This window comes from Micromonospora sp. NPDC002411 (genome assembly GCF_053592955.1).
The window spans coordinates 1-26,891 of record NZ_JBSFBM010000050.1; the positions used below are offsets into that span (position 1 = coordinate 1).

General features: G+C 68.7%; 27 protein-coding genes, 1 tRNA gene and 1 pseudogene. 10 read left to right on the top strand and 19 right to left on the bottom strand.

Annotation, left to right across the window (positions count from 1 at the left end; all coding sequences use genetic code 11):
• The 7 genes and pseudogenes from ACWCO3_RS09105 to ACWCO3_RS09135 all read right to left on the bottom strand — a co-directional run.
• Nucleotides 1-1,696, bottom strand: a 1,696-nt coding sequence (locus tag ACWCO3_RS09105) for a hypothetical protein (protein ID WP_450009292.1), incomplete at its 3' end; no start/stop codon positions are given.
• A gap of 622 nt (nt 1,697-2,318) precedes the next feature.
• On the bottom strand, nt 2,319-2,696 hold the full coding sequence (locus tag ACWCO3_RS09110; protein ID WP_358048489.1) for a hypothetical protein: 378 nt from the start codon (nt 2,694-2,696) through the stop codon (nt 2,319-2,321).
• Nucleotides 2,697-2,753: 57 nt separating this feature from the next.
• Nucleotides 2,754-3,653: a trypsin-like serine peptidase gene (locus ACWCO3_RS09115; protein WP_244311829.1), complete on the bottom strand. Its 900-nt coding sequence runs from the start codon at nt 3,651-3,653 to the stop codon at nt 2,754-2,756.
• Nucleotides 3,654-4,227: 574 nt separating this feature from the next.
• Nucleotides 4,228-4,428: pseudogene (locus ACWCO3_RS09120) on the bottom strand (transposase); the annotation flags it as partial.
• 94 nt (nt 4,429-4,522) lie between these two features.
• Nucleotides 4,523-5,599, bottom strand: coding sequence for a cellulose binding domain-containing protein (locus ACWCO3_RS09125; RefSeq protein ID WP_450009295.1), 1,077 nt, complete (start codon nt 5,597-5,599; stop codon nt 4,523-4,525).
• 757 nt (nt 5,600-6,356) lie between these two features.
• Complete coding sequence (locus ACWCO3_RS09130; RefSeq protein ID WP_450009297.1) at nt 6,357-7,559, bottom strand: helix-turn-helix domain-containing protein; 1,203 nt, start codon at nt 7,557-7,559, stop codon at nt 6,357-6,359.
• Nucleotides 7,546-7,740: a hypothetical protein gene (locus tag ACWCO3_RS09135; protein WP_450009299.1), complete on the bottom strand. Its 195-nt coding sequence runs from the start codon at nt 7,738-7,740 to the stop codon at nt 7,546-7,548. The genes ACWCO3_RS09130 and ACWCO3_RS09135 overlap by 14 nt, the downstream gene beginning before the upstream one ends.
• A gap of 127 nt (nt 7,741-7,867) precedes the next feature.
• Here ACWCO3_RS09135 and ACWCO3_RS09140 point away from each other — a divergent pair, with 127 nt between their 5' ends.
• The 3 genes from ACWCO3_RS09140 to ACWCO3_RS09150 all read left to right on the top strand — a co-directional run bounded on the left by ACWCO3_RS09140 (nt 7,868) and on the right by ACWCO3_RS09150 (nt 11,359).
• Nucleotides 7,868-8,617, top strand: a complete 750-nt coding sequence (locus ACWCO3_RS09140; RefSeq protein WP_450009300.1) for a helix-turn-helix domain-containing protein — start codon at nt 7,868-7,870, stop codon at nt 8,615-8,617.
• Nucleotides 8,618-8,935: 318 nt separating this feature from the next.
• Nucleotides 8,936-10,441, top strand: coding sequence for a restriction endonuclease (locus ACWCO3_RS09145; RefSeq protein ID WP_450009302.1), 1,506 nt, complete (start codon nt 8,936-8,938; stop codon nt 10,439-10,441).
• 345 nt (nt 10,442-10,786) lie between these two features.
• A complete protein-coding gene (locus tag ACWCO3_RS09150; RefSeq protein WP_450009304.1) occupies nt 10,787-11,359 on the top strand; it encodes a hypothetical protein in 573 nt (190 codons plus the stop codon).
• A 160-nt stretch (nt 11,360-11,519) separates the two neighbouring features.
• On the opposite strand, the gene ACWCO3_RS09155 is transcribed toward ACWCO3_RS09150, so the two are convergent.
• Together ACWCO3_RS09155 and ACWCO3_RS09160 are read right to left on the bottom strand one after the other, a co-directional pair.
• Complete coding sequence (locus tag ACWCO3_RS09155) at nt 11,520-11,840, bottom strand: hypothetical protein (RefSeq protein ID WP_450009306.1); 321 nt, start codon at nt 11,838-11,840, stop codon at nt 11,520-11,522.
• A gap of 281 nt (nt 11,841-12,121) precedes the next feature.
• Nucleotides 12,122-12,583 carry a hypothetical protein gene (locus ACWCO3_RS09160; protein ID WP_358051688.1) on the bottom strand — a complete coding sequence of 154 codons (462 nt, stop codon included), beginning with the start codon at nt 12,581-12,583 and terminating at the stop codon, nt 12,122-12,124.
• Between the two features lie 1,144 nt (nt 12,584-13,727).
• Here ACWCO3_RS09160 and ACWCO3_RS09165 point away from each other — a divergent pair.
• Genes ACWCO3_RS09165 through ACWCO3_RS09175 form a run of 3 tightly spaced genes read left to right on the top strand, consistent with a single transcriptional unit; the run spans nt 13,728 to nt 16,707 of the window.
• Nucleotides 13,728-15,293, top strand: a complete 1,566-nt coding sequence (locus ACWCO3_RS09165; protein WP_450009309.1) for a replication initiator — start codon at nt 13,728-13,730, stop codon at nt 15,291-15,293.
• Nucleotides 15,290-15,487, top strand: a complete 198-nt coding sequence (locus tag ACWCO3_RS09170) for an excisionase family DNA-binding protein (protein ID WP_450009311.1) — start codon at nt 15,290-15,292, stop codon at nt 15,485-15,487. Before ACWCO3_RS09165 ends, ACWCO3_RS09170 begins: the two co-directional genes overlap by 4 nt.
• Nucleotides 15,487-16,707, top strand: coding sequence for a tyrosine-type recombinase/integrase (locus tag ACWCO3_RS09175; protein WP_450009313.1), 1,221 nt, complete (start codon nt 15,487-15,489; stop codon nt 16,705-16,707). Before ACWCO3_RS09170 ends, ACWCO3_RS09175 begins: the two co-directional genes overlap by 1 nt.
• An 88-nt stretch (nt 16,708-16,795) precedes the next feature.
• Here ACWCO3_RS09175 and ACWCO3_RS09180 read toward each other — a convergent pair.
• Nucleotides 16,796-16,867 (bottom strand) — tRNA-Val (locus ACWCO3_RS09180).
• Nucleotides 16,868-16,917: 50 nt separating this feature from the next.
• Nucleotides 16,918-17,496 (bottom strand): TIGR02611 family protein, encoded by a 579-nt coding sequence (locus tag ACWCO3_RS09185; protein WP_208745075.1) that lies wholly within the window; start codon nt 17,494-17,496, stop codon nt 16,918-16,920.
• A 273-nt stretch (nt 17,497-17,769) separates the two neighbouring features.
• Between ACWCO3_RS09185 and ACWCO3_RS09190 the strand changes: the two genes are divergently transcribed.
• Complete coding sequence (locus tag ACWCO3_RS09190) at nt 17,770-18,201, top strand: SsgA family sporulation/cell division regulator (RefSeq protein ID WP_053653619.1); 432 nt, start codon at nt 17,770-17,772, stop codon at nt 18,199-18,201.
• A gap of 111 nt (nt 18,202-18,312) precedes the next feature.
• Here ACWCO3_RS09190 and ACWCO3_RS09195 read toward each other — a convergent pair whose 3' ends face one another.
• Nucleotides 18,313-19,089 (bottom strand): glucose 1-dehydrogenase, encoded by a 777-nt coding sequence (locus tag ACWCO3_RS09195; protein WP_357833261.1) that lies wholly within the window; start codon nt 19,087-19,089, stop codon nt 18,313-18,315.
• A 203-nt stretch (nt 19,090-19,292) separates the two neighbouring features.
• Between ACWCO3_RS09195 and ACWCO3_RS09200 the strand changes: the two genes are divergently transcribed.
• Together ACWCO3_RS09200 and ACWCO3_RS09205 are read left to right on the top strand one after the other, a co-directional pair.
• Nucleotides 19,293-20,273: a helix-turn-helix transcriptional regulator gene (locus ACWCO3_RS09200; RefSeq protein WP_358162866.1), complete on the top strand. Its 981-nt coding sequence runs from the start codon at nt 19,293-19,295 to the stop codon at nt 20,271-20,273.
• A 7-nt stretch (nt 20,274-20,280) separates the two neighbouring features.
• Nucleotides 20,281-20,736, top strand: coding sequence for an RrF2 family transcriptional regulator (locus ACWCO3_RS09205; protein ID WP_145784759.1), 456 nt, complete (start codon nt 20,281-20,283; stop codon nt 20,734-20,736).
• 8 nt (nt 20,737-20,744) lie between these two features.
• Here the strand turns inward: ACWCO3_RS09205 and ACWCO3_RS09210 are convergent, their stop codons facing one another.
• From ACWCO3_RS09210 to ACWCO3_RS09235, 6 genes are all read right to left on the bottom strand, one after another.
• Nucleotides 20,745-21,395, bottom strand: coding sequence for a malonic semialdehyde reductase (locus ACWCO3_RS09210; protein ID WP_450009317.1), 651 nt, complete (start codon nt 21,393-21,395; stop codon nt 20,745-20,747).
• Nucleotides 21,392-22,726: an LLM class flavin-dependent oxidoreductase gene (locus ACWCO3_RS09215; RefSeq protein WP_450009319.1), complete on the bottom strand. Its 1,335-nt coding sequence runs from the start codon at nt 22,724-22,726 to the stop codon at nt 21,392-21,394. The genes ACWCO3_RS09210 and ACWCO3_RS09215 overlap by 4 nt, the downstream gene beginning before the upstream one ends.
• Nucleotides 22,727-22,737: 11 nt before the next feature.
• Nucleotides 22,738-23,592: an ABC transporter permease gene (locus tag ACWCO3_RS09220; protein ID WP_423438420.1), complete on the bottom strand. Its 855-nt coding sequence runs from the start codon at nt 23,590-23,592 to the stop codon at nt 22,738-22,740.
• Nucleotides 23,585-24,430 (bottom strand): ABC transporter ATP-binding protein, encoded by an 846-nt coding sequence (locus ACWCO3_RS09225; RefSeq protein ID WP_450009321.1) that lies wholly within the window; start codon nt 24,428-24,430, stop codon nt 23,585-23,587. Before ACWCO3_RS09225 ends, ACWCO3_RS09220 begins: the two co-directional genes overlap by 8 nt.
• On the bottom strand, nt 24,427-25,458 hold the full coding sequence (locus tag ACWCO3_RS09230; protein ID WP_450009322.1) for an ABC transporter substrate-binding protein: 1,032 nt from the start codon (nt 25,456-25,458) through the stop codon (nt 24,427-24,429). The genes ACWCO3_RS09225 and ACWCO3_RS09230 overlap by 4 nt, the downstream gene beginning before the upstream one ends.
• 131 nt (nt 25,459-25,589) lie before the next feature.
• Nucleotides 25,590-25,667 carry a putative leader peptide gene (locus ACWCO3_RS09235; protein WP_349881247.1) on the bottom strand — a complete coding sequence of 26 codons (78 nt, stop codon included), beginning with the start codon at nt 25,665-25,667 and terminating at the stop codon, nt 25,590-25,592.
• 248 nt (nt 25,668-25,915) lie between these two features.
• Between ACWCO3_RS09235 and ACWCO3_RS09240 the strand changes: the two genes are divergently transcribed.
• Nucleotides 25,916-26,095 (top strand): DUF4236 domain-containing protein, encoded by a 180-nt coding sequence (locus ACWCO3_RS09240; RefSeq protein ID WP_088990736.1) that lies wholly within the window; start codon nt 25,916-25,918, stop codon nt 26,093-26,095.
• A 75-nt stretch (nt 26,096-26,170) separates the two neighbouring features.
• On the opposite strand, the gene ACWCO3_RS09245 is transcribed toward ACWCO3_RS09240, so the two are convergent.
• Nucleotides 26,171-26,891, bottom strand: a 721-nt coding sequence (locus ACWCO3_RS09245; RefSeq protein ID WP_450009324.1) for a hypothetical protein, incomplete at its 5' end; no start/stop codon positions are given.

The following is a 26,891-nucleotide window of genomic DNA, read 5'->3' on the forward strand; positions in this document are numbered from 1 at the left end:
CGAGCACTGTCGTCTTGACCTCCACCCCATCCACGACGCCGACGTAGTCGTAGGCCCACACCGGGTTGCCGTCCGCGTCCTTGGTCGGGTTTGGCACCCACCGCCACCCGACGCGAGCACCGATCTCGTGCAGCACCTCGTCGTCGACGAAGGCGGGGAACAGTCGCGCGTAGAGGCGGCTCAGTGGTGACCCATGGGTGAGGAGAGCGACTCCGCTGCTGACCTGGGGCGGTAACTGGAGCACTGTCGCGGCGGCCAGGACCGAACCGTGGCTGTGTGCGGTGAGCAGCACGAGGTTGCCGCGTCCGACCAGGTACGTGATTCGTCGGGTCAGCTCCGGCACGGCTCGTTCTGCGTAGCAGGGTGGTGCGAACGGGTGGGCGGCCCGGGGCCAGAACGTGCCCAGGTCCCACAGGACACCAACGTGGCGCCTGAATTCGACTGTCCGGTAGGCGAAGATTCCGCCGATGATCAGACCGAGGATGATCGCGGCGATCCCCCAGCTCCCGAACGCGATGGAGAAGGTGATCAGATCGCCGGGCAGCCGTGCGTACCGCTGCACAGATTCGTTCGGGAGTAACTCCAGCAGACCGAGGGTGGTGGTGGCCGTACCGACCCCGGCCAAACAGGCGTAGACCACCGCCAAGGGGATCAGTCTCTCCGTGAAACGAGCCCTGGCTATCGCCTTCTGCACCTGCCGCAGTCGGGGCGCTGCTCCGGGCGGGCGGCCCGGGTAGTCGCAGGCTACGACCGCCGCCGCGGCACGGAGTCGGCGGCGTCGGGAGATGAGGATTACCGGAACGGCTACTACCAGCGTGAACAGCACTGTCCGGAAAAACCCGAAGATCGCCCAGGTGAGTGCCGGTGGCAGACCGGAGGCCAAGCCCTCTCCGGTCGGGGCGTCGCGGTCCAGGAAATCCGCCACCCGGTAGACCAGCTCGCCGGACACCGCCACCGCCAGACTGACCGCGCTGGCCGCGATCACTAGTGCGCCCAGCCCGAGCAGCGGGATGGCGTCCCGCCGCCGGTCCCGGCCCCAGAGCAACACAGCCCCGAGGATGGCCAGCAGAATCGTCTGCGAGACGAACAGCGAGGTGAGAATGGCGCCGTAGCCGGGTAATCCGCCCCCCTCATGCCACGGCGCGGGGCTAGCCAGGACGTGGACTGTCACCACAACGGTCAGGGCCACGGCGACCGTCCGCGCCGTGCGGGTGATTCGGTCCAGTCGCTGATTCGAGGCAGCCCGGTCGATCAACGGGGGTACGCAGAGCAGGACCACGCAGGTGGTCAGCACGGTCCCGGCGGCCACGGCCAGCGCGATGGTGCTCGCCGAGGCACCGGTTGCGGCGCGGGCGGCGAGCAGAGTGACGTCCAGTGTCGCGAACGCCGCCGCGACGTGAATCGAGCGCAGCCGACCCACCAGTGGCCCGGCGTCCCATTGGCCGATCCCGCTGAGTCGATGCTCGGAGACCTCGTCCGCGGGAGCGCGGAACGCGTCGAACATTTTCCCTGGTCGCGTGCTGGCCCGCCAGAGCAGGCCGATGGCGATGGCCGGAACCACCGCGAGCACCGCGAGGCGCAGGCCCACTGGTTGCCCACCCAACCAGGACAACCAGGTGCGCCCGGCCAGGCAGTGTGCCGAGCCCATGCACTTCCACGCGACCAGGTCCAACGCGACGCCGGCAAAGGCGAGCACATACAGCGCGGTGATTGTGAGCGCTAGTAACCGGCACAGGGATCTGACTATCGCATCCGAGCCAGGGTTCGCCGGTCGCATCCAAATCGCCAGGTTGGCCAGCATGAACGGCAGTAGGAACACCAGCGAGAGTGTTCGGACCACGGTTCCGGAGGGCAGATCAGCCCAGCGGTACGCCTCCACCGTCACCCGTTCGCCGCTGCTGCACGAACAGTGGCGGCGGGGCCGGTAAAAACCCCCGCTGCGGTCGCCGGCGACCTGCTCTACCTCCGAAACCTCCAAAACCTGGCCAGCGCTTGTGTTGGCAGCCCCGTGTACACGCAGCTCCACCACGTCGTCGGACATCTCCGGCCCGCTCGACCGCGCTGATGCACCCGACATCGGCCCCTCCCGGAGCATTTTCGGCGGCAAAGCCGGGTGACCCAGCCGGGGCCCCTCGCCACTGGCGGCGGTGTACCCCGCCCTACCGCGACGAACCGTGGCCCGGCAGACCGTTCCCGCTCCTTTTACTCGGTCAACGGTCAGCGGCCTGTGGTCGACACTCGGGCGACGAGACCGCCGAGGATGAGGGCCAGGCCCGCCTCGAAGGCGGATTCGTGACCGATGAGCGGCACACCCGCGCTCAGCTCAGAGGCTCGACCGTGCGGTTGCCCAGGGCGGAGGTGAGTCGCACCGGGACCACCGTCTCCTTGGCGATTGCCGGGCATTCCTTGCCGGCCGCCTCGGGTAGCAGTCCGACGCGGATCCGGAGGCGCACCACCGTTTCACTCTCTGTCACTTCCGGGTCGGCGCCGTAACAGTCGGCCGGTCCGGCCGTCACGGTGACCTCGATGGTTCGATCGTCGACACTGCGCCAGTCGCGCCACTGAACAACCTGCGCGTCGATCAGGTCACTCCGGGTCGGCAACGCTTTCGGCCGTGTCGGTCCGGTCGGCGCTCGGACGCCCGACGTGTCGCTGCCGGGCTCGACTGCGGAGCCGCAGGCGCTCAGTGCGGCCACCACAGCCAGCAGCCAGGCAGCCGGTGGAAGTGGTGGCCGCACTCTCATCGATTCAACTTACCAATCAGCGTTGGCGGCGTTCATCGCGTCGACGACAGCCTGGTCGAAGTATGGCCCCTTGTTGACGCCCTCGCTGTTCACCGTGGACATGACCGAGCGGACCGACCCGAGTCCGCTGGCATTGTCGTAGTTCCAGGTCCACGGTCCGCCCGAGGAGCCACCTCCGAAGTTGCAGGTGATTTTGGACCTGTTGTCCAAGATGCTGTTGTCGGTGGCAGTGCCCCAGCAAGCCCACATGACGTTGCCGCCGTCACGGTTGCTCGGATATCCGAAGATCGACGTGTCGAACTCGGTGCCACCGTTGTAGACCAGGCCGTGCCCGCCGATGGTGTTGACGACTGTCGTGTTCCAGTCGCCGCCGGAGTAGGTGGTCACGAAGCCGACGTCCCGGTTGAGGTTGCTGTTGTTGATCCACTCGTTGAAGGTCCGCAGCCAGTACGCCTGGAAGCGGCCGACCGGGTCGTGGTCGGCGTTGAAGGCGTTGTATCCCGGCACGAAGACGAGGTTCTGCAGCCAGGTGCCGCCTTGTCCGTCATGGACACAGTGACCGGCGGTGATCAGCACCCGCTTGGACGACGTGTTGATCGCTGACGCCGAGCACCACGAGCCACTTTCGTAGCCACCGATGAACAACTTGCCGTTGGTGATCGAGAAGTTCGTCACCGGCGGCGGCGCGTTGGTCACACTCTGCGAGATCCGAGCGGCCACCGGCTTCGCCGCGACCTCGGCCGCCTTGCTGGCCACGGCTCGGGCCTTGTTCTCGACCCATTCCGCATCTCCGGGGGCATCCAGCGACCTGGCTGCCTTCATCCGTTCCGGCGTCCAGTACGCCAACACCTCGGGGTCTCCGCCGGTGCGCTCGAACGACTTCAACTGTGCGGGCGTGTAGTTGCGCACCGCTTTGTCACCCGGCAGCCGCACCGGGGCAGGCGCACTGCTGGTGCTCAGATCGGAGCCGCTGATCCGGGCCGGCGAGGGGTCCGCACCGGCGGGAGCGCCGGCGGGGGCGGTGAGTAAGGCGATTGTTGCGACGGCCGCAGCCAGTGCGGCGGCCCCCAGGCGTCTCAGGCTTCTCGGACAACGGATTGTGGTTGACGAATCCATCCGGCTGACTCCCCCTGTTCAGCAACCGTTTCCGGCGCTCTCGAAGCCGTCTTCATGCCGCTCGGCGACGGCTGCCATCGAGAGGTCAAGCTACCGAAGGAATCGGTATACATCTATGCCATTTCATGAACAGTAAGTGCGCGAGGGGCTACCGAGAGAGATCGAATCAGTGCGACCTGCATGCGCAGGCATCAATGTGTCCTTGGACACAGTCTCGCGCCGTCCGTCATGTGCGCCACCGGGCGGCTGACGTGCTCGACGACCCGCGCCCGCAGTCAGGCCGGTGAGTCGGCATGGGCAAGGGGTTCCCGTGATCAAGCGGGTGCCCGCCAGCGGCAACCAGAACGTCATGGCGTCAATCGCCTGCTCGCATGTCATCACGGACAGCGTCGGGGTCCCACACCGCCGTGCGCAGCAGGCGCTGCATCGCCTGCGGATCACCGTGACCCGCACGAACCGCAAGCGACCAACAGGTCTTTCGTTCGGCCTCCGACAGCAGCCCCTCTACGAGCTGCCCGGCCGTCGCCCGCGGCTCGGCCCGCACGAACCGGCCCGCGACACGCGTCATCGCCTCGTCCAGGACGATCCGCCACCCGGCGGGGTCTACGCTGTGGCACACGGCCACGCCACGCCCAACGCCGAAGCCAAGTGACGTTGGAGTACTAACGGATGGTGAAGGTCAGCGGGTTCGAGATGCCGAGGCCGCCGTGGGAATCGTGGACCCGCACGGTGAAGGTGGACGACGTGCCGGCCGACAGGGCTACCTGGAACTGGTAGCGCTGTCCGCTGTTGGTCGGCGTCACGGCCAGCCGGGTTGCGCCGAGGTACAACTCCACCCGGCTGACGAGGTCCCCGGGATCGGTGTCGGCGACGTCGGCGACCAGCGTGACGGTCGTCGGTTCGAGGAAGTAGGTCTGCCCGCCGGGGGTGCTCAACGCCACCGCCGGCGGGTGGTTGGTGCCGGTGGACGCCGGCGTCACCACCGTGACCAGCAACGGCGGCGCAGCGCCAGGCAACGACTGGTCGGTGCCGGCCGAGACGTACAGCACGAAGGTGGTGCTGGTGCCGGGCTCCCCGATCGGTGGTGTCCACAGCGCCTCGTACCGGTCACCGGTCGTCCTCACCCCCCGGGCCACCGTGACGCCGTCCACCCGGAACGACACCGAGGTGATGCTGTGTCCGCCTCCCACGGTCGCGGTCGCCGCCAGCGCGACGGCGCCCGGCGTGGTGTACACCGCGCCGGCGGTCGGGCTGAGCCAGGTGACGATCGCCGGGTAGTCAGCGACCGGCGGTGTGGTCGTCCGGGTCGGCGTCACGCTGGGCAGGACGCCGCCGGTGCACGTGACGCCGTTGAGCGTGAACGACGCCGGTATGGGGTTGCTGCCCGACCAGGCACCAACGAAACCGATGTTCGCGGAGCCATTGGTGCCCAGGGTCGCGTTCCAGCCCAGATTGGTCGCGCTGACCTGCTGGCCCGCCTGGGCCCAGGTGGCGCTCCAGGTTTGCGTGAGCCGCTGGTCGACTGCAGGGAACGCGAACCGCAGCGTCCACCCGTTGACTAGGTCACCCAAGTTGGTGACCGCGATGTCGGCGTGGAAGCCACCGGTCCACTGGCTGGTGACGACGTAGTTCACCCGACACCCGGCCGCGGCGTTCGCCGCACTGGCGTGTGAGATCGCGGCCATCATCGCGACCATGGCAACAGAGATGGCGACCACAGCAGTCAGCGACTTCCGCATGGCACACCTCGCCAGAAATCGTTAGACGTCGATGGATATGACGACTGTCCTGCTGATAGGCCTTTCTGTCAAGGCACGCACGGCAGTCCTGCCGCCGGCAGGACAACGGACAGCCCGCCCATGGCTGATCGGTAGCGGCCACAGCGCCGAGCAGGCAGAAGAGTGGAATAGCGCAGCTTCCCGCCTGGACCACGACTGACCGCCAGGTCCTGGACGACTTCGCGTCAAAGAACGCAACGAAGTGGGCGGCCAAGTCCCGGCAGAAAGCGAGCGCTGGGTACGCGACCTCGCAATGTGGACCGGCGAGTGGGCAGATCACCAGACCGACGGCCATCAGTCAGCCCCGAGCCACAGCGCGGGGCACCCTCGTGATGTGGGCGCCGGTAGCGGCAGGACCAGCTCCTCAACCAGCCGGCAGGACCGCTCGGGACCGCACATCAGATCACTCAGCCGGGCAGGTCCATGGCGGCCCGAACCGAGAACCAGCCGCGCTGCTCCCAATCTGCTCCCAATGTAAGCCGAACATACAGCGAGGCCCGTTACCGACTACTCCGGTAACGGGCTTCTGACCTGCGCAAACTGAGAGTGGGCGATGCTGGTATCGAACCAGCGACCTCTTCGGTGTGAACTCTCGGCAAGCCGGTCGGCTCGGGCTTGATGCGAGGTCAGACGGCCTGCTGAGGCGCTTCTCGGCCTGGTTCGGCTGGCCCGGTTGCTGTACTTCGCTGCTGTACTCCTCATCCGCGTGTAGCGCTGCTCAACCGACTCCGAGGGTGGCAGCGAGCTCGGCGATCGTGGTCGGGGCGCGCGGGTCGCGGGCAACCTCGGCAAGGATGTCCCGGGCGACAGGCCGGTGCGTGATCTCGGCCGGTGCGGTGCGCTCGGCCTGCATCAGCAACCGAGCGGCGTTGGCCACATCATCAGCATGCAGATGAGCACGCGCGACGTCGAGCAGGTGCGCGGCGCGGTGTTCTGCTGGCAGCCACCGCCAGCCGTCCCGCCCGGCGGCCTTCTCGTGCCAGCGGGTCGCGGCATGGAAGTCGCCGGCCTCCACGGCTGCGGCGGCACGAGCCACCTCGACGGCGGTCGGCCCGAACGCGGTGCGGTGATGATCGTGCCCGTCGCCGACGCGCTCTGCCATGCCGGCGGCCTCGTCGACCAAGTCGGTAACGGCGGCCTCGTTCCCGTCGTGCGCCACTGCCAGTGCAGCTTGGAGGAGCAGGGTGCCGCACAGGGACAGCTCCGCCGGTGTGCCGTCCTCCACCTCGCACGGGGCGATCCGGTACGCGGCGGCGAGCAGCACCGACTTCGCCTCCCGCGCCCGCCCTGATGCGCGCAGCACCTGGCCGAGCTGCACGGCTGCGGCGGCCACTAACTCCGGCTCGCCGGTGGCGGCGAGCATCGCCCGGTCGGTGGCCAACCACGCAAGCCCCACCTCCCCGAGCTTGACCAACAGAGCAGCCGTGACCCGGTACGCCTCCACCAGCGGTACCCGACCCGCCGCCGAGGCTTGCGCGTGAGTGCGCTGCGCATTGGTGAGCAGGTCCGGCAGCAAGTTGATCACCTGCGGGTAGCGGCCGTGCTGGAACGTCGTCCACGCATACTCCACATCCCGCAGCATCCGGTCCACCGGCAACACCGGCCGGTGACCCGCCGGTTGGCCCAACGGGACCTCGTACCGCGCCAACGCCGCCCTGATTCGGTCGACGCGCTCGACGCAGTCGGTCGCCTCTACCGGCCCAACATCGCGGCCGACCAGCGTGGCGGCGTCGATCCTCAGCACGCGGGCAATCTCTTGGAGCGTCGACAGCTTGTCCAGCGACCGCACGCCACGTTCGACCTTGTCAACCCAGCTCTTCGACTTGCCGAGCCGGTCGGCGAACACCTGCTGCGACAGCTTCCGTCGCCCCCGCCAGTACGCCACCCGCCGCCCCACGGGCAACAGTTCAACGTTGCCCATGACGCCAACTCCGATCCGGCTTCACCCGGGTCGTCTCCTCGGCCGGTATCCGATCCGCCTCAGCCTCGGCGAGAAGGCGTCGCTTGGCCGCCTCCCGCTCGGCCGCTTGGATCTGCTCGCCTCGGCTCACCGCCGGCTCGCCGCCGTTACCCGCCATCTCCACCTCCGTCAGCAGAAGCACGACGGCACCCGCGACCGTCGCACGTTCACACTGACGTCGCTATGTCGCCGACTGCGACGGCACGAGATGCGACATCCCGACCACATTGCCGACGACATTTAGGCGACATGACGCTATCGTGGCGGTCATGGTCGCCCCCAATACCGCCCTCCGCGCCGTCCGTACCGGGATGCGCATGAGTCAGGACGATTTCGCCCGCGCGCTCCAGGCCGCCGGCCACCGCGTCGGTGAGCCCAACGACGCCAACAAGAGACTCGTCCAGCGATGGGAGTCCGGCGCGATCGCTGCGCCCCGACCCGTCTACGCCCGAGCCCTGGAAGTCGTCACCGGCCTACCCATCTCGCTGCTGGGCTTCGCCGCGGTGCCCGGCGGGGAGGTCGCCGACGACGAACACGGCGGCCATGACATGACCTCCCCCATGTCCAACCTGGCCACGCCGACGCCGACGTCCAAGTCCGCCACGGCCCACAGATCGTACGAGGGTGTGTGGCTCAGCCGCTATCAGTACTACTCCAGCGGGCGGGGCGACTCCTTCGCCGGACAGCACTTCGTGGTACTGCTCCAGCACGGCGATCGACTGACCGCGCGCAGCCTGCCCGGCTCGGCGGCGTCGTCCCTCTCGCTGGACCTGACCGTGGACGGTGCCGTCGTCACCGGCACCTGGGTGGAGCAGACCGACCCGGCCGGCTACTACCGTGGCGCCCGCTATCACGGTGCGATCCAGCTCCTCGCTGAGCCCACGGGTCGACGGATGGCCGGGAAGTGGGTCGGGTTCGGCAAGGACATGGACGTCAATACCGGGCCGTGGGAGCTAGTCTTCCAGGACGCCTCGACGTCCAAGGCAACGCTCGATCGCTACAACATGTCCGCGACGTAGTGCGCGAGAGCCACGTGCCTTCGACCCCTCGCTCGTAAGTTCTGGGGGCGTCGTCCGGCGGGGTCTATCCGCAGGCGCGACCTCGGACGGCTGTCTGCGTCCGGCCGCCGGCGGCTGCCCTCCTCTCGGCACGTTGCTGTCACCGCTGCTGTCAGCGACCTCCGCGGGAGAAGCGATCAGATAGAACCGCTTCGGATCGACCTACACACTGGCTTCCTGCATCGCTGGCACCACAACTACCCTAAGTAGTTCAGGCTCTCCACTGCGTTGCGGGTGCGTTACGGTCGTGCCTGTCTATGGTGGACCTTCGGAGGACGCATGGCGCGACGTAAGGGCCTGATTGCTCAGATGCTCGATGCGCGCAGGCAGGCCAAGAAGCTCCAGGCGCAAGCGGAGGCGCGCTGGCACCGCGAGTTGGTTGCCGAGCAAAAGCGCCAGGAGGCGGAGGCACGCCGCGAGGCTAAGCAAGCCGAGGCTGCGGCAAAGAAGGCCGAGGTGGCGCGCCTGAGGCATGAAGCACAGGCGAAGCGGCTGGCCGATCAATCGGCGGCGAAGGCAGCGCGAGAGGCCGCCCAACGCGAGCGTGCTGAGGAGCGACGCCTAGCTGCCGACGCTCGCGAGAAGGCGCACAAGGCAGCCGCCGCGAAGCGCCTGGCGGAGCGGGAGGTACACGCCCAGAAGATGGCAGAGGCCGAGTTCCGGACCGAGGCCGTCAGCACGAGGATTGCTGAGTACACACAGCTGCTAGCCCGGAGAAACAGGCGGGCCGCCGAGTCTGACCTCGAACTTAGGGCGGCTTTGTCGAACGGCGGACCATCTGCGTTTGTTGAGCGTCTACAACACGTCCTCGCTCAGTCTCGATACCCGGAGGGCCTGACAGGCAAGGCCGCCGCTCACTATGACCCTGCCTCCATGGAGCTGCTTATCGAGTATGAGCTACCACTACGAGACGTCGTGCCCACCGTGGTCGCTTATCGATACACGACGGCGAAGGGCATGGTTGCTATACCTCGCAAGGAGCCCGAGACTAAGAAGCTGTACGGTGACGTCCTTGCACGGCTGACATTGCGCACCATTGCCGAGACTTTCGAGGCGACGTCTCAGGACCTCGTCACCGGCATCGTCTTCAACGGCTATGCCTCAACCAAGGACAAGGCGACTGGCCGCGCCATTCGTCCGTTGCTGATGAGCGTGGGTGCCGAGCGGGACCAGTTTGCCGTGGTGCAGCTCGATGAGCCAGAGCTGGACCCGGTTCTGTGCCTTCGCAGCCACCTGAACGCCATCGTTTCCCCGCACCCGTACGACCTAGAAGGCGTCAGGCCAGTAGTCTCCTTCGACCTTTCAAAGTACAAGTTCGTTGACGAGATGGACGTCGTCGCCAGCTTGGATAGCCGAACGGACCTACTATCACTCTCTCCCGGAGAGTTCGAGCATCTCATCCGCCGTCTGTTCGAGAGCATCGGCATGAAGTCCTGGGTCACGCAAGCCTCCAAGGACGAAGGAGTCGATGGCGTCGCTGTCAATGAGGACCCAATCGTCGGCGGGCTTTGCATCATCCAGGCCAAGCGTTACAGCAAAATTGTCGGCCTTGAAGCCGTCCACGCTCTTGCCGGCGTGATGGATCACAAGCGGGCCGCCAAGGGCGTTCTCGTCACTACTTCGTGGGTGGGCAAGGCGAGCCGCGACTTCGCCGCCGCGAACGGACGCATCGAAATTATCGAAGGCCGTAATCTCAAACACATGCTGAAAGAGCACCTTGGCCTAGACGTCCTAATCGGCCTGCAAAAGCTTCCGCCGGGCTGGAACAGGGCAGACTTGGAGTAAGGGCATCCTCATCCGGACCGGATGGTGCCCTCGCTTGCAAGCTCTGAGCCTTCGTCCACTAACGTCCGCCACCTCGGGCGCTCGTTCGTGCGCTGCCGTCGCCAGCTGTCGGCGCTGCTGTTACCGCCCTGGAGACGCACGGTTTAGGAAGGGTATAGCGCCTGCTGGACCACCCCTCGTCCTACCAGGGCCGACGGCCGACGGCTGCCGAGCGGTGCGCTTAGTCATTCCGCTTATGTTCCGGATCTTGCAGGTCGGGCCGTTTCGTCTCGCATCGGGCAAACTTGTCTAGCATGGCCCGGCGGCCCCGGGCAGAGGTGGTCGAGCGCGGGTACGGTCCATGCCGTGACCCCCGAACAGATTCAGGCATATGCAGGTGTCGGCGGCGGCCTGCTTACCGCCGGGGTGCTGTGGTGGGAAATCCACACCCGCAACCGGGAGCGACGAGATGCAGAGGCCGCGCAGGCACGTACGGTCGTCACCGAAGTACGGCCAGGCGAATACACCACCAATGCCGATTACGACCGCACCCTGCGCGAATACCTCTTCAGCGTCACCAACCACAGCAGCGCGCCCGTCCTTGGGGTACACCTGACGGCCTGGGTTTGGGGCAACGACGGCATGGACGAGCCTGCACAGGGTGAGCACAGGGCCGAGGAATGGACTGATGTCGTGCCCCCGGGAGGAACTCTGTCTGGGGCTCAGTACATGCTTGGCCGACCCTGGCCACACGACGAGAAGGCGCCGCTGGAGCAGGTCGCGGTGGAAGTGATCTTTACCGATGCCGCAGGACTGATGTGGACACGGCGGGACAATGATGGTCCTCGCCGATTCATCAACCCCACGATCCCGACCTGGAGGCTGCGTGTCAGGTACCGGGTCCAGTCTTGGTTCAACCGGCTTCGAGGGCGTGAGTAGCCGGCTGTCTCGCTGACGCCTCGCTTACAAGTTCTGAGCGCTTCGTCCGGCACGGTCCGTCCGCATCCGTGACCTCGGACGGCTGTCCGCGCCCGGCGACCGCCGATCGTCCTCGTGCCGGCCTGTTGCTATCGCCGTTGCTGTCGACAGCTAATCCGGCTCAGCTCGGTCCGGCAGTGTCAGCGCTGCTGTCGCCGTAGAACCAGACCCGCGCCTGCGGCAGCTCTTCCGCAACACGCGCCGCCAGCACACGTCCCTCGGCGGCAAAGGCTGCCTCCTCCACGACCCCTACTGCTCTGCTGTCATTTGGATCGGCGATGTTAACCATAGATTCCGACCACTGCTGCCAAGCGGCCAGTCGCCCCACAAGGCCAAGGGAAAGCCCGAACGTGGCAGGATCTCGCGGCTCGTAGACGCCGCCGCCCTCGTCACGAACCCACAGGGGCCAACATCCATAGTCGTCCATCACCTTGATCAGCACTGCGTCAGGCTACGTTGAAGAGTTGAAGCGGAACATAGAGCCGCTGTCTCGCCACCAGCGGGAACCGTGGTCGGTGCCTGCTCACACGGCGTTTCGAGTTGCCATTGTTGGTAGCTGGTTGACGACGTTTCACGGTGTCTTGTGCCCCGTGTGTGCCCCACACTGCCAGCAGCGGGGCAAGCTTGGTCAACCTAGCTCGGCACTGCACAGCGAATGCGCCAAGGTACGGAGATGCCCACCGGGATGCACTGCCTTGGCTCCTCGTCGACGACCTGGCGGCGTTACTCGGCAGGCTGCGCACCGTCCGGTTTAACCAAACCGTACACATGGCGGCGCACGAGCTCATCCTGCTCCAGAATCAAGTCGACAACCTGCCAGAACTCAGAGAGCCGAGGGTGACTCAACCCCTCTTCACGGCTGAGCTTGCGGCCGAAGATCGGACTGTCTCCTGCAACCTCGCCACCGTTGACGAGCGTCGCAGCAGGCGTCGGCGAGTCGGCTACAGGACCAACCCGGCAGCCGAAAGTGATGTGATCGTCGAAGCGGTCGTGGCCCCAGCTCCCCAAGATGACATCGAGCCAGACCTCGTGAACCCCGTTGTGGTGGTAGCAACTCGCGAAGTAAACGGCTAGAGCGGTGTCACCCTCGTAGATGTTGGCCCAGGTCCGGTCTGCTGGCGTGTTGCAGCATTGGCAAACGAACTCTCGTACCTGGCGGCTGCTCTCGTCAATTGTGAGGCTCACGACGGGAAGATTAGTGAAGTGTCAACGACGGTCGAAAGTGAACCCCCTAGCGACGGCGCGACTGGTGAGGATCCAGCCAGCGGAGCCTCGCCATCCCGTCGCCGTCGACCCGCCCTTGTGGGAGCGGGCCGTCGTCGGGGCCGCCACGTCAAGACGGCCTTGACGCACGGACGGACGCTGGCGGCCCCGGCGGTGGTCTGCTCGGCTCGTCCCGGGTCGTCGGCGGCGGGATGGCCCACCGCAACCACCCCCGACCGTAACCCGCCGACGGACCCCGGCCATCCTGGAGCCGGAGCGCCCCCGCCGGAGGCGCAGTAACAGCGACCCCGCGACCGCCGGCAGCTCGCCGACGTGGCCGGAGTGCGCTCCCTCACGCCGCGCGGGCTCGTGGCCGCGCGGCCCGGCCGGCTGCCGGCCCAACCACTCACCGGTCAACGGCCTATCGTGCTGCGGCGGCCACCGGGCTCCCCGCTCTCCGCGCCAGCCGCCAGGCGTGTTGCGTGGCCGGCGTGGAGCGTCAGCGGAGCGACGGACGCGCGCCCAGGCGGCGGCGCGTGCGGCCCGTTCAGGGCCGCCTTGATAGACGTACAGAAAGTCCTCCCACACCGCCGGCAGCCGGCCGCCCCACCTCCATCCGGCGACATCACGGCGGGTTGACGTGTCGGCACGCGGTGCTACTCTGGCGCTCGTCGAGCACGTCAGCGCGGCCTTCCTGCCGAATCGCTGGACTCGACCTCGGAGATGCCGAGCGGCCTTCCTGCCGCTGATGCGGGTCACATCCCGCCGGCTCCCGGTCGCACCGGCCGCCGTGCCGGTTCGCCGAATCCACTGAGCGGCGCAGCACGGCTTCACTGCCGTCCACGATGGTCCGGATTCGCAAACCTACACGGGGTGGGGACAGCCTGCGGCGACCGCTCGGATGCTGACATCCCAGACTCCCCACCCGTGCCGACCATCGTCACCAGCTCGATGAGCGCGAGAGGACACGACCATCGGCGGGACGTGGCACCACCACGAACCCGCCCTCCGGCGTCAGCCGCCCTCCCGGCGGTGCCAGGAGACACGACGAACACCACCAGCGGACCAACGTCCACGGCTGGTGGTGCTTCGCCTCCCGTCCCTGCCACCCCCGAAGGAGAAGACCGTGTCCACCCCGCTCACCCTGTACCGGCCCGACCCCGCCGTCGGCCGGATCGCCCAAGCCCTGCACCGCGCTGCCACGCCGAAGTTCTCCGGCTGGCTTGAGCACACCTCCGCTGCCGGCGGCTGTGCCCGGCCAATCCGCCTCGCCGGCACCATCGCGGCCGTCGAGACGACCACCGGCCGCATCGCCGGCCAACTCCGAACCGACGAACTACCCGACCAAGCGCTCTACAAGGCGTGCGGCAACCGCCGCGAATCGCAGTGCCCGGACTGCGCCTGGGTCTATGCCGGTGACGCCTACCAGGTGGTCCGCTGCGGCCTGACCGGCGGCAAGGGTGTACCCGACTCGGTCGCCCGGCACCCGGTCGTCTTCGCCACCCTCACCGCCCCGTCCTTTGGCGCGGTTCATCACCGGCACGTCGCCCGCCACACCTGCGCCACCCGGCAGCGCTGCGACTGCCGGCCCGCTCCCTGCCGCGCCCGAAGTGCCGCCGGCACCTGCCAGCACGGGCAGCCCGCGGCGTGCTTCGCCCGCCACGACTCCGACGATCCGCAGCTCGGACAGCCGTTGTGCCTGGACTGCTACGACCACGACCACCAGGCCGTCTGGAACTACTTCTCGGGCGAACTGTGGCGGCGCACCAAGCAGGCCATCGAACGGCACCTTGCCGCGCTGTGCCGACGTCGCGGCATCCCCTTCGTCCAGGTTGTCACCGGCTCCGGCAAGGTGCGCCGGGTGCCGCCGGTGCGGGTGTCGCACGGCAAGGTCGCCGAAATGCAGAGAAGGGCTGCCGTGCACTTCCACGCTCTGCTCCGCCTCGACGGTGTCGGCCCTGACCCGGATGCGCTCGTGCCGCCGCCGGCCGGCATCACCGTCGACGACCTGGAGGCTGCAATACATGCCACCGCGCGGCAGATCGTCGTCGCCACGCCTCCGCACCCTGACCGGCCGCAGGGCTGGATGGTGGCCTGGGGCGAGCAGGTCGACGTGCGACGAATCAACGCCGCGAACGGCGAGTTGACCGATGGCAAGGTGGCCGCCTACCTGGCCAAGTACGCCACCAAGGCCACCGAATCCACCGGGCGCTCCTTCGTCCGACTCACCCCAGCCACCATTGACGACTACGGCGATCCGGAAGGCGACCACCTCGCCCGCCTCATCGACGCTTGCTGGCACCTCGGACGGCCCGTGGGCACCGACACCGCCGGCGGTGCCACAACGGCCGACGACCGTCAAGACAGCCTTGACACCCAACCGAACGGCTACGTCGGGCTGCGCCGCTGGGCGCATATGCTCGGCTTCGGCGGCCACTTCCTCACCAAGGCACGCCGCTACTCCGTCACCTTCGGCCTGCTCCGCGACACCCGCGCCACCTACCGCCGCGAAGAGGACGACGAACCACTAGACACGATCACCATCAGCACCCTTACCTACAGCGGGTCCGGCTGGCTCACTGAAGGTGACGCCCTGCTTGCCAACACCGCCGCAAGTCAGCGACGTGAGAGCAGACGCATCGGCCGGGTAGAACTCGCCCACGAAGCCTGGCTCACCGAGGCCGCCGCATGAACCACGCCCTCCGCCCTCGCTGGTATTCGCCCGCCGAGGTCGCCGTCCTGCTCGGCTTCGGCATCTCCAAGGTCAAGATGAAGATCGCCACCGGCGAACTGCGCTCCATCAAGGACGGCAAGTACCGCCGCATCCTCCCCGAATGGGTCGACGACTACATCCGCGAACAGGTCGAGCGCCAGGAGGCCGCCTGATGCCCGGACGCGCACGAGCCAACGGCGAAGGCTCCATCTTCCCCTACCGCAACGGCTTCGCCGCCTACGTCTGGGTCACCAAGCCCGACGGCAAGCGCACCCGCAAGTACGTCTACGGCAAGACACGAGAGGCCGTCCACGACAAGTGGATCAAGCTGCACCAGCAGGCGAAGCAGGGTCTGGTGGCGACCAGCGTCCCCACGGTCGGCACCTTCCTCACCTACTGGCTGACCGAGATCGTCCAGCCGAACCGGGCACCCCTGACCTACGCCACCTACGAAACCTTCGTCCGCCGCTACATCTCCCCCGGCCTCGGAGCGAAGCGGCTCGACCGCCTCCAGTCCCGCGACGTGCAGACCTGGATCAACCAGGTCGCCCGGACCTGCCAGTGCTGCGCCCAGGGCAAGGATGCCGCCCGGCCGAAGCACAAGCGCCGCTGCTGCGCGGTCGGCCGCTGCTGCCAAGCAGTCCCGTCGACGCGCACGGTCAGTGACATCCGGGCGGCACTTCGGGCCGCCCTGACCCATGCCCAGGCCGAAGACCTCATCACCAAGAACCCGGCCGTGGCGGTCACCCTGGCCACCGTCCGCCGTCGACGAGGCAAGTCGTGGTCGAGCGACGAGGCACGCACGTTCCTCGAATCGGCCCGTGCCGACGATGACCCGCTCTACGCCGCCTATGCCCTGGTCCTCGTGACCGGCCTGCGCAAGGGCGAAGCCCTCGGGCTGACGTGGGAGAACGTCGACTTCGACGCTGGGGAGCTGACGATCGGTCGTCAACTGCAACGCGTGCGCGGGCAACTCCTGCACCGCGACACCAAAACTCAAGCATCCGATGCCATGCTGCCCCTGCCCGACATCTGCCTGACCGCTCTCAAGGTCAGACAACAGCAGCGCGATGAGGCTGAAGCAGCGGCCGGAAAGGCGTGGCACGAGACCGGACTCGTATTCACCACCCGCTACGGCACACCCATCGAGCCGCGCAACTTCCAACGGTCGTGGCAGGCGAGATGCGAGAAGACCAACGTCACGCCGATCACCGTCCACGACGCCCGCCGCACCTGCGCCACGCTGCTGGCCGACCTCGACGTCCACCCCAGAGTCGCCATGCAGGTGCTGAGGCACGCCCGCTTCTCCGTGACGATGGAGATCTACACGCAGGTATCCAACAAGGCGACCAGAGATGCCCTCAAACGCCTCGGCGATTCACTCGGCCACTGACGCCGTTGCTGTACTTAGCTGCTGTACGACAGCAGAAAGGCCACCTCCCGAACTCGGGAAGCGGCCTCTGACTTGCGAAAACTGAGAGTGGGCGATGCTGGTATCGAACCAGCGACCTCTTCGGTGTGAACGAAGCGCTCTCCCACTGAGCTAATCGCCCTCAGCGACACTGACTCTACCCGATCGTGGAACCGGACCGGAAATCCGGGGTCAGTGCGTCGCGAGGTAGTGCATCGCCTCGGCGATCACGTCGATGCCGAGGCTGTACTTGAGGGACAGCCAGACCACTGTGGCGACGAAGACGAGGCCGACGGAGCCGAGCACGATTCGCACGCCGAGTGACTGTCGCGTCACCCACTGCGTCCAGCCGTGGACGTGTCGGCGGGTGAAGCCGAGCAGCCGGCGCGCCCAGTGGTATTCGACGGCCCAGATGCCCAGCCCGGCGATGACCAGCAGCCAGCCCGGCCCGGGTAGCGGGATGAGGGCGATGCCGATGGTCACCACGAGCGCCCCGGCGATCGCAATGAAGATCTTGAGTGCGATGCGGCCGGTGGGGTTGGCTCGGATGAGGTCGAGGGTCATCGAGATCCGTTCACGCCAGCGTGGTCGGCGCGGCCGGTCCGCGACGACGAGGATCCCACCGGCACGGCCGGCATCGAGCCCCGGCCGATCGGCCCGTTCGGGCTGTTCCATCGGCACTTCGTACCCCCGCTTTTCGGCTACTCGGACCGCGACGTTCGGCGGGCCGGGCGCTGTCGCCGGATCCACTGAGGATCGCTTCGCCACCATTTCACCCCCCAGTGTCGCTCGGGCCCGTCACTGCAACGCCCGACTGGACGTTACCGGAGTAAGTCGACGACTGAGCCACCCGATACCGGGCGGGATCACGCACTGGGCAGAACCGGAAATCCTACATGAATGCTCACATTCACGCGGCCTTTCCGTCCCCCTTCCCACCACTGGGTGAAGTCAGCGTATGGCGGAGCGTAGCCAGGAGTAGCACCTGAGTATGGGAAAAGCGGGACACGCGCGTTCCGCAGCGGTGCCGGGGGGAGAACGTCCATGAGTGTCATCCGACCGACGACCGTAGAGGTCGAGACGTCGCTAAGGCTCGTCGCGCCTGACGCCACCGCCTTGCCGGTGCGTGCCAGTCTGCGTTACGACCCTGCTGACCCGTATGCGGTCCATGTCCTGTTCCATGCCGAATCGGCCGGGGGCGAGGCGGTGAGTTGGTCGTTCGCTCGCGAACTTCTGGTCACCGGCCTGGACGAGCCGGCCGGCATCGGGGATGTGCGGGTCTGGCCCTGGGCCACACCGCGCGGCGATTTCGTCGCGCTGGCCCTCTCGTCACCGGACGGCAACGCCCTCTTCGAGGTGCCGCGCAGCGTCCTGGTGCGTTTCCTTCGACGGACGTACGTCGTCGTCCCGCGCGGCCGTGAGGCCGAGCACCTGGACGTCGACACGGCGGTGACCCGGCTGCTCGCCGGTCGCTGACCGCCCGAAAGAGCAACACCGGCCAACCCGGGGCCGCGCGGATCTGCCGAGTCCGCGCGGCCCTGGCACACCTGGGGGTACGCGGACAGCCTCACCCGGGCCAGCCGGTGCTCAGCCGTGCGTGGTGATGCCTCCGTCGACGGGAATGACCGCGCCGGTGAGGTACGCGCCGGCGCGCGAGGCGAGGTAGATGGCGGTTCCGGCCATGTCCTCCGGGCGCCCGATGCGGCCCAGCGGCACCTGCTGCTCGATGGCGGCCCGGCTCGCCGGGTCGTCGAGTGCGAACGCCATCATCTTGCTCTCGAACGGTCCGGGCGCGATCGCGTTGACGGTGATCTGCTCGCCGGCCAGTTGGTGGGCCAGGCTGCGGGTGAGCATGTGCACGGCGGCCTTGGTGGCGGAGTACGCGTACACCTCCATCCACGGCACCCGGATGCCGTCGATCGACCCGATGTTGATCACGCGGGCCGGGTCGTCGGCGTTGGCGGCGGCGCGGAGCGCCGGCAGCAGCGCGGTGGTGAGCCGGAAGACGGCCTTGACGTTGACCGCCCAGAGCTTGTCGAACGCGGCCTCCGGGTAGTTCTCCAGCGGCGCGCCCCAGGTGGCACCCGCGTTGTTGACCAGCACGTCGAGCCGGTCGAAGCGTTCACGCACGGCGGCGGCGAGCGTCTCGGCGCCGGTGTCGTCGCTCAGGTCGGCGGGGATGGCCTCGCAGCGACCCTCGGCGGAGAGTTCCTTGGCGACCGCCTCGCACACGTCGGCCTTGCGGGACGAGATGACGACGTGCGCGCCGGCACGGACGAAGCCCTGGGCGATCATCAGGCCGATCCCCCGCGACCCGCCGGTGACCAGGACCGTCTTGCCTTCGACCGAGAACAGTTGAGTCATGCCCATCCCATCGCGTGTCGGCGGGGCCGCCGGCCGGTCGGTCGACCGACGGTGCGTCGGCCGGACCGTCGGACCGAACAGCGCTACCGCCGGGTAACGTAGCCCGGTCGTGGGACCACGACAAGCCCGCGCCGACGCGTTGACTCCGGCGCGCAGACCGACCGGGATGCGATGACCTGCGGTTCGGGCTACCGTCGCAGGCGATGGTCTCCACCGATCCCGCCCCCGCGTCATCGATCGGAACGGCGTCACCCGTGCCCGACGAGATTGCCACGTTCGCGCTGGCCGACCTCTCCGGTTCCCCGGGCTGGCGTCGACCGGTGATCGTCGAACGGGAACTGCTGATCCTCACCACGCGTGGGCACGGCGACGCCGAACTCGACTTCCACCTGCTCCCCTGTCGGCCCGGCACGCTGCTGCGGGTCCGCGCCGGCCAGGTGCTGCGCTGCGCCGGCCGGCAGTTCGACGCCACAGTGGTCGCGTGGGCACCCGAGGCGTTGCGCGGTTTCGGCGTCGAACTGGACACACCGGTGACCTGGCGGCAGTTGGCCGGTGAGGACGAGGACGCGGTGATCAGCGAGGTGAGCCAACTGGCTGTGGACTGTCAACGGCACCCCGACAGCCTCACCGCCCGCGCGCTGCTCCGTCACCAACTGGCCGTGCTGCTGCTGCGGCTGGCCCTGGCGAACGCCGACCGGTCGACGCCCCGACCCGAGGACGAGACGTTCCACAGGTTCCGGCGGGAGGTGGAGCACGGCTACCCGCACACCCGGCGGGTGGAGGACTACGCGGCCAGCCTCCGCTGCTCGGTGCGGACCCTGACCCGGGCCTGCCTGGCCGTCACAGGTCGCAGCGCCAAGCAGGTCATCGACGAGCGGGTCGCGTTGCAGGCCGGCCGGCTACTCGCCGCGACCGACCAGCCGATCGCCCAGATCGGTCGGCACCTCGGCTTCTCCGAACCCACGAACTTCGGCCGCTTCTTCACCCGGGAGGTCGGGGTCAGCCCCGGCGCGTTCCGCGCCGCCAGGGATCAGCCCGCCGCCCGGGTGGTCCGGCCCCGGCCTCCGGCCGAGCCCACCGGTGCCAACGGCGGCAGGTTCCGCGCCGTCGGCACGACGAACGGCGGCCACGCCACGCGACGCGGGTCGCCCAGCGCACCGGCGGGCGACACCGGCCGGGCATGATGGCACTGTGCAGATCTCCGCGCGCGGCGACTACGCGGTACGGGCAGCGCTGAGCCTCGCCACCGCGTACCCCTCGCTGCTGTCCACCCAGGCCATCGCGGCGGAGCAGGACATGCCCCGCAAGTTCCTGGAGGCGGTCCTGGCGGACCTGCGCCGGGCCGGCATCGTGCGTGCCCAGCGCGGCGCCGAGGGCGGCTACACCCTGGCCCGGCCGCCGCGCGAGGTGACCGTCGGCGCGGTGCTGCGCGCGGTGGAGGGGCCGTTGGCCGGGGTACGCGGGCTGCGCCCCGAGGAGACCCGCTACGAGGGCTCGGCGGAGAACCTGCCCGGCCTGTGGGTGGCGGTTCGTGCCGCCGTGCGGCGGGTCGTCGACGAGGTGAGCCTCGCCGAGATCGTCAGCGGTCGACTGCCCGCCCACGTCCGCAAGCTCACCGCGATGCCCGACGCCTGGGAGCCCCGTTGACCGTCGCGTCACAACGTCCGTACCACCTCCGGGGTGCTGAGCCGGGGCAGCCGGTCACCTGACGGGTCCGGGCCGGAACGGCCCACGTTCATGATCAGCATCGCCTCGTGCCGCCCGTCGGGAAAGAACTCCCCTGTCACACCGGTGGCGTCGAACCCGGCCATCGGGCCGGCGGCGAGCCCCGCCGCGCGGACCCCGACGATCAGGTAGCCGATCTGCAGGGTCGCGTTGAATCGGGCCTGCTCGACGCGCGCCGCCCGGTCCGCGAGCCAGTCCCGGGCCTGCGGGCGGTACGGATAGAGCTCCGGCAGCCGCTGGTGGAAGTCCACGTCGGCGGCGAGGATCGCGGTCAGCGGGGCGCTGGCCGTCTTGGCCCGGTTGCCGCTGGACAGGTACGGCAGCAGCCGGGCCCGGGACTCCGGCGAGCGCAGCAGCAGCACCCGCAGCGGCTGACCGTTGTACGCGGTCGGCCCGTACCGGACGAGGTCGTGGATCGCCGCGACCTGCGCGTCGGTGACCGGCTCGTCGGTGAACGTGTCTGCTGTTCGGGCCTTGCGGAACAGCAGGTCCTGGGCGGCCCGGTCCAACGCGAGCAGGTCCGGCGCGCGCAGCGCTCGCGGCTCGGCCACGCCTGTCCCGGGATGCTCCACGGTGGTCATGCCGACACCAGTGTCGACGCCGCGTACGCGCTGACCGGCCGGGGCAGGCCGTAGTGCTCGCGCAGCGTCCGGCCGGTGTACTCGGTGCGGAACAGGCCGCGGGCGCGCAGGACCGGCACCACGTGGTCGACGAAGTCGGCGAGCCCGCCGGGCAGGTGCGGCGGCATGATGTTGAACCCGTCGGCGGCGCCCTGGGTGAACCACAGCTCGATCTGGTCGGCGATCTGCTCGGGGGTGCCGGCGACCACCCGGTGGCCCCGGCCGCCGCCGAGCCGGCCGATCAGCTGGCGGATGGTGAGCTGCTCCCGGCGGGCCAGGTCGGTGACGAGCTGGTAGCGGCTCTGGTGGGCCTGCACACTGTCGGTGTCGGGCAGCTCCGGCAGCGGCCCGTCCAACGGCAGGCCGGTGAGGTCGACGCCGAGGATCCCGGAGAGCTGGGCGAGGGCGTAGTCGGGGACGATCAGCTCTTCCAACTCGGCGGCCAGCGCCCGCGCCTCGGCCTCGGTGCCGCCGATCACCGGTGCGATGCCGGGCAGGACCTTCACCAGGTCCGGGTTCCGGCCGGCGGCGGTGACCTGCCGACGCAGCTCCGCGTAGAAGCCCTGCCCGTCGGCGAGGGTCTGCTGGGCGGTGAAGACCGCCTCGGCGTAGCGGGCGGCGAAGGCGATGCCGTCCGGTGACGAGCCGGCCTGCACCAGCAGCGGTCGACCCTGCGGCCCGCGGGGGATGTTCAGCGGGCCGCGGACCTGGAACTCCGGCCCTCGATGGGCCACCTCGTGCACCCGGTCGGTGTCGGCGAACACCCCGGCCGTGGTGTCGAAGACCAGAGCGTCGTCCTCCCAGCTGTCCCAGAGCTTGATCGCGACGTCGACGAACTCGGCGGCCCGCCGGTACCGGTCGGCGTGCGCGGGGTGGCTGTCCCGGTTGAAGTTGACCGCCTCCCGTTCCTGGGCTGAGGTGACGATGTTCCAGCCGACCCGGCCGCCGCTGAGATGGTCCAGCGACGCGAACTTGCGGGCGGTGTGGAACGGCTCGTTGTAGGTGGTGGAGACCGTGGCGATGAGACCGACGTGCTCGGTCACCGCGGCGAGCGACGCGAGCAGCGTCAACGGTTCGAAGACGGCCTGGATGTTGTGTCGGGGGTTCGGCCCGACCGACAACCCGTCGGCGAGGAACAGCGAGTCGAGGGTGCCGCGTTCGGCGATGCGGGCCAGCTCCTGGAAGTGCCGCACGTCGGTGACCCGCCGTGGATCGGTGCGGGGGTGCCGCCAGGCGGCCTCGTGGTGGCCGACGCCCATCAGAAACGCGTTGAGGTGCAGGGTACGGGTCATTGGTGTCCGTCCTATCCGGCGGAGACGTCGACGCGCCACGTGGAGAAGCGACGTTCGAGGGCGACGAGGAGCTGGTTGACGACCAGGCCGATCGCGGAGATCGTGATGATCCCGGAGTACATGTCGGCGATGGCGAAGTTGTACTGCGCGTAGTTGATGAGGTAGCCCAGGCCGGCCTTCGCGCCGACCATCTCGGCCGCGACGAGCACGAGGATCGAGTACGCCCCGGCCAGTCGTACGCCGGTGAAGATCGTCGGCACCGCCGCCGGCAGGATCACCTTCTGGAACAACCGCAGGTGGTTCAGCCCCATCGAGCGGGCCGACCGGATCAGCAGCGGGTCGACGCCCTTCACCCCGGCGATGGTGTTCAGCAGGATCGGCCAGGAGCACGCGTACAGCACCAGGGCGATCTTCGAGGTCTCCCCCAGCCCGAGGATGAGCACGAACACCGGCAGCAGGGCCAAGGCGGCGGTGTTGCGGAACACCTCCAGCAGCGGGCTGAGCAGCTCCGCGAGCGGCCGGTACCAGCCGATCAGCAGCCCGAGCGGGATGGCGGTGAGCACCGCCAGGCCGAGCCCGGCCAGGGACCGGGTGAGGCTCGCCCCGACGTGCTCGGCGAGCTGCCCGCTGCGCAGCAACTCCCACCAGGCCACCAGCACCTCGGACAGCGGGGGCAGGAAGACCCGGTCCACCAGCCCCAGCCGGGGTGCCCCCTCCCAGATCGCGGCGAGCGCGGCGATCGCGACGCTGCGGTGCAGCACCTTCCCGCCGACCCCGAGCAGCCGGCCCGCCCGTCCAGGGATGACACGGTCGGGTACGGGGGCCGCGCTCACCAGTCGGGCGGGACGTTCGGCGATGTCAACCAACGCGGGCCTCCTCGGTGTGGCGTACGCCGGTGCCCTCGGCCGCCTGGGCGGCCCGCACCTCGTCGCGCAGCAGGGTCCAGATCTGGTGCCGGTGGTGCCGGAACGCGTCGGTGGAGCGGACGTCCTCGACCGCGTCCCGGTCACCGAGGTCGATGTCGATGACCTGTTTGAGCCGTCCCGGTCGGGAGGTCAGCACCGCCACCCGCTGACCGAGGTAGACAGCCTCGTCGATGCCGTGGGTGATGAACACGACGGTCTTGCCGGTGCGGGCCCAGATCCGCACCAACTCGTCCTGCAACGAGTCCCGGGTCTGCGCGTCCAGGGCGGCGAACGGCTCGTCCATCAACAGCACGTCCGGGTCGTACGCGAGACTGCGGGCGATGGCGACCCGCTGTTTCATCCCGCCGGACAACTCGTGCGGGTAGCGGTCGGCGAAGCCACGCAGGCCGACCAGGTCCAGGTGGTGTTCGATCAGGGCCTGCCGCTCGGCCCGGGGCACGCCCTTGGCCTCCAGTCCGAACGCGACGTTGCCGGCTGCGGTACGCCAGGGCAGCAACGCGTACTGCTGAAAGACGATGCCCCGGTCCAGCCCGGGGCCGGTGACGGGCCGACCGTCGACGAGGACCTGCCCCGAGGTGGGCTGGGTGAGCCCGCCCAGCAGGTCGAGCAGGGTGGACTTGCCGCAGCCGCTGGGGCCGACGACGACCAGGAACTCGCCGGGGCGTACCCCGAGGGTCACCTGGTCCAGCGCGGTGACCGCGCCGGCGCCGCCACGCCGGCTGGCGCGGACTCCGAAGGTCTTGCTCACGCGGTCGAAAAAGATCTTGTCGGTGGTCACGCGCCGCCCCCGTCCACGAAGGGGTTGAACCGGTTGGTGTAGATGTCGGCGGGCTTGGGCCGGTCGCCCCTGAGCTCACCCTCGGCGACGAGCCAGTCGATCCAGGTGCCGAACTCCTGCTCGCTGATCACGCCACCCCGGCCGGCGACGCCGCTGCTCTTCCAGTACGCGACGAGCGACGGGTCCTCGTTGCGGCCCCGCTTGCCGATGATGTCCCGCATCCGGGCGACCACCGTCTCCCGGGGTTGGGTGCGGGCCCACTCGATGGCCTTGCCGACACCGGTGACGAACGCCTTGACTGTCTCCGGGTTGCGTTTGACGAAGTCGTCGCGGAAGACGTACGTGCCACCGCTGAACGCGCCGAGCAGCTCGTAGTCGGTGAAGATGGTGCGGATGCCGCCGCTGGCCACCGCCTTGTCCCGGATCACCCCGCCGAGCACCGCGACGTCGATCTGCTTCTGCCGCAGCGACTGCTCGGTATTGACCGGGGGCAGGGCGACCAACTCGACCTGCTTGACCTCGGCGGGGCTGAGGCCGCCCCGGGCGAGCCAGGTCTTGAGCACGGCCTCGGCGTGCGCGCCGAGGGTGTTCATGCCGACCTTCCTGCCGAGCAGGTCGCGAGGATTGCGGATCGGGCTGTCGTCCAGCACGTAGTAGCCCTGGAAGGTCTGCGCGTCGGAACCGTAGTAGCTGACCACGGCGGTGATCGGCGCGTTGGCGGCGGCGAGTTTGACGATGGCGCCGTTGAACGCGCCGCCGAAGTCGCTCTGTCCGGTGGCGGTGGCCTGGATGTCCTGCGGGCCGCCGGTGACGTTGCCGATCCAGTTGAGCGTGACGTCGCCGAGGTAGCCGAGGTCGGCGGCGAGTTCGGGCAGCGTGACCTGACCGACGGAGCCCTGGTAGCGCAGCTCCGTGGTCTGCTTGCCGCCGGCCGTGGCGTCACCACCGCAGCCGGTCGCGCCGGTGAGCAGGGTCAGCGTGGTGACGGTGGCGAGGGCGCGCAGGATCGCGCGACGGGGTGGGGACATGAGGAGTCTCCTGATCTGTCCACGATGGGAACGAGGACGCCCGGATGAGGGCGCGAAGGCACGCTGCTCCGCGTTGAGCGGGCGGGCGGTGGGAGTGCGGCGCTGGAACCGAGCCGGATGGACCGGTCAGCTCAACAGAGCGCGCTCGCGTGCCGGACCAGGTCGACGTGCACACGAGCGGTGAGGAGAAGCTCATCCCGCTGCGACATGACCTCATGCTGCCGGGGCCGGGACCGAGCGGTCAACGCTCTTCCAGAAGGTGAGACTTGGATCGCCGCCGATGTTGCGAAGCGCCTTCAACAGCGTTTACCGCACCGAAACACCTATCTGTTGAATAGGGATTGCGAGCGTGTGGCCGACACTGTCCAGGACGGACAGCGAAAGGGTTTCAAAGGTCGCCGGTCCGGGAATGTTCAATCTCGACACGGCAGGGAACGGTGACGAGGGGAGACCTCCGATGGGCCTCATGTTTCGCAAGCGCAAGAAGTACGGACCGATCATCCTGAACTTCACCGAGAACGGCTTCTCCTCGTGGAGCATCAAGATCGGGCGCTGGTCCTGGAACTCCAAGGCGCGGGCGCACCGGGTCGACCTGCCGGGTCCGCTGTCGTGGAAGCAGGACAAGGCCCGGTCGTAGCATCCCGGGAGTCGAGCGGGGTGCCGGTGATTCACCGGCACCCCGCTCGGCGTCTGGACCGGGCCGGCGTCGCGCTCAGCGCGCCAGCGTGATGATCTCGTCGCCGGCCAGCCTGCCCGCCTCGCGGTCACGGCGTACGTCGCCCGCGTCGAGCAGGTCGGTGAGTGCCCGGTTGGCGTCGGCGGCACGGTAGACGGTGGCGGTGAGCGTGTGCCGGCGCAGCTCGGTGACCGGCCGTGAACCGCCCCGGCGCAGCTCTTCCAACAGCTCGCGGGCCAGCGGTTCGAGTTCGGGATCGCCGACCACACCGACAGTGACGCCCATCGGGTCCTGCGGGTCGCGGTAGCGCACGTCGAGATCCGCGCCGACCGCCCAGAGCGCGTCGCGGACGGCCTCCAGGCTCCGGTCGGAGCGGCTGCCGAACGCGATCACACCGGCGGCTTCGCCGTCGGGCAGCACCGGTGCCACCTCGGCGACCAGGGGGAAGCCGGCGGAGACGAGCGCGTCGCGAGCGCTGTCACCGGTGTGCAGCAGCAGCTCCCCGGCCCGGCCGTTGGCCGCGGCGGCGAGGAGCTTCGGCGTCACCGCGCCGGGCAGCTCCACGAAGGAGAACAGCGGGGCACCGGCCGCCCCGGCGGCCTTCACCGCGACCGGAAGCCGGCAAGGGTCACCGGTGAGCAGGTGCACGGTGACCTCGGCGGCACTGGTGGCGATCATCCGGCCCGACCAGGATCTCAGGCAGTGGATCACTTCGAGGCACGGGGAGCTGGACATGGCGACGGTCGGGAACATCGCG

Excerpts from the sequence above, each read along its gene's own strand:
- ACWCO3_RS09195 (WP_357833261.1), bottom strand. The coding sequence starts at position 19,089 with ATGACTCAACTGTTCTCGGTCGAAGGCAAGACGGTCCTGGTCACCGGC.
- ACWCO3_RS09235 (WP_349881247.1), bottom strand. The coding sequence starts at position 25,667 with ATGTCGCAGCGGGATGAGCTTCTCCTCACCGCTCGTGTGCACGTCGAC.
- ACWCO3_RS09190 (WP_053653619.1), top strand. The coding sequence starts at position 17,770 with ATGAGTGTCATCCGACCGACGACCGTAGAGGTCGAGACGTCGCTAAGG.
- ACWCO3_RS09130 (WP_450009297.1), bottom strand. The coding sequence starts at position 7,559 with ATGGGCAACGTTGAACTGTTGCCCGTGGGGCGGCGGGTGGCGTACTGG.
- ACWCO3_RS09170 (WP_450009311.1), top strand. The coding sequence starts at position 15,290 with ATGAACCACGCCCTCCGCCCTCGCTGGTATTCGCCCGCCGAGGTCGCC.
- ACWCO3_RS09215 (WP_450009319.1), bottom strand. The coding sequence starts at position 22,726 with ATGACCCGTACCCTGCACCTCAACGCGTTTCTGATGGGCGTCGGCCAC.
- ACWCO3_RS09185 (WP_208745075.1), bottom strand. The coding sequence starts at position 17,496 with ATGGTGGCGAAGCGATCCTCAGTGGATCCGGCGACAGCGCCCGGCCCG.
- ACWCO3_RS09230 (WP_450009322.1), bottom strand. The coding sequence starts at position 25,458 with ATGTCCCCACCCCGTCGCGCGATCCTGCGCGCCCTCGCCACCGTCACC.
- ACWCO3_RS09140 (WP_450009300.1), top strand. The coding sequence starts at position 7,868 with ATGGTCGCCCCCAATACCGCCCTCCGCGCCGTCCGTACCGGGATGCGC.
- ACWCO3_RS09200 (WP_358162866.1), top strand. The coding sequence starts at position 19,293 with ATGGTCTCCACCGATCCCGCCCCCGCGTCATCGATCGGAACGGCGTCA.
- ACWCO3_RS09145 (WP_450009302.1), top strand. The coding sequence starts at position 8,936 with ATGGCGCGACGTAAGGGCCTGATTGCTCAGATGCTCGATGCGCGCAGG.
- ACWCO3_RS09210 (WP_450009317.1), bottom strand. The coding sequence starts at position 21,395 with ATGACCACCGTGGAGCATCCCGGGACAGGCGTGGCCGAGCCGCGAGCG.
- ACWCO3_RS09125 (WP_450009295.1), bottom strand. The coding sequence starts at position 5,599 with ATGCGGAAGTCGCTGACTGCTGTGGTCGCCATCTCTGTTGCCATGGTC.
- ACWCO3_RS09240 (WP_088990736.1), top strand. The coding sequence starts at position 25,916 with ATGGGCCTCATGTTTCGCAAGCGCAAGAAGTACGGACCGATCATCCTG.
- ACWCO3_RS09175 (WP_450009313.1), top strand. The coding sequence starts at position 15,487 with ATGCCCGGACGCGCACGAGCCAACGGCGAAGGCTCCATCTTCCCCTAC.